General features: G+C 20.5%; 1 protein-coding gene. It reads left to right on the top strand.

The features are described from left to right. Positions 1 to 1,192 (top strand): hypothetical protein (locus T403_RS04580; protein WP_033161527.1); only part of this gene is annotated, 1,192 nt, incomplete at both ends.

Genomic DNA, 1,192 nt, shown 5'->3' with positions numbered 1-1,192 from the left:
AAACCCTTTAAATGAAAAGGGAGAAAAGTTAGAAAAATATAAAGATGGTAAATTGATAGTTGAAGCACACGTTGTATACGGTGGAATTAATTTAAATTTAAGTGAAAATTTAGATTATCTTCAAGTGTACAAATTAGAAGATTATACTTACAATTTCAAAAGTATTGATATTAATTTTTATAAACAAAAAAATAATGTTTTTTCAGAGGAAGGTATATTTTTATTTTTAACAAAAACAGAAACAGGTCTTTCTAAATTTAAAATAGTTTGAATTAAAAAAAATGAAGGAAAAATAAATGATTTTAATGATGAAACTTTTACTTCTTCAATTAATCAAACAAGTTCTACACCTTTTTGAAATCATTATTGAGGTAAACAATTAGCGATTTTCCTTAACACTAAATACAATATTTCTAAAAAAGAAGCAGAAAAACTTTCATATGAAGAAATACTTAATTATTGAAAAATTTATGTAACTTATGCACATAGAGAATATAAAACTGTTGGAGTTAGACCTTTTATTGATGAGGCAAAAGTGCAAAATTTAATTCAAAGCACTTTATTTCCTACCAATGAACAAGAGACAATTTTATTAAAAGAAAAATTAAAAAATATTGTTCAAATGCCTTATTCAGATTATATAGATACTAATATAACTTTAGAAAATTCTAAAATTATTTATAAATTTAAAAGTAAAACTAATTTTATACAAATTGAAAAAGATAGTGAAGAAATACTTGTTGATTTTGCTAACAATAATTTAAGAACTAAAATTCATTATCAAACGATATCAGATTTTTTTATTAATAACAATTATCAAATAAATTTATTCGACTATAACAATAAAAATAATTATTTCTTTAAAAATGAAATTTATGAAAATTTAGAAGTTATAAATTCTCAAATTAATTATATTTTAAACACTGATAAAGATAAAAAAGGTTATTTAACATTTAGATTTAAACTTAAAAAAAATAAAAATTTTAATTTTGTAGATGAAGAATTTAAAGTCTTTTTTAGCGATACAGAACAAGAGAGATTAGCTAGATTAAGACAAAAAAATGAATTTGACACTCTTTCGGAAGAAGAAAAACGAAAAAGAGCAGAACTAGAAAGACAAAAGCAATTATTAAAAGATTTAGAAAATGAATTAAAAAAGAAAAATTTAAGTTTAAAAGAAATTTTAGATAAA

It is taken from the genome of Mycoplasma collis ATCC 35278 (genome assembly GCF_000701825.1).
Classification (GTDB): Bacteria; Bacillota_I; Bacilli_A; order Mycoplasmatales; family Metamycoplasmataceae; genus Mesomycoplasma_A; species Mesomycoplasma_A collis.
Note: the sequence above shows the minus strand (reverse complement) of the source record. Positions and strands in the feature narration are given on the sequence as shown.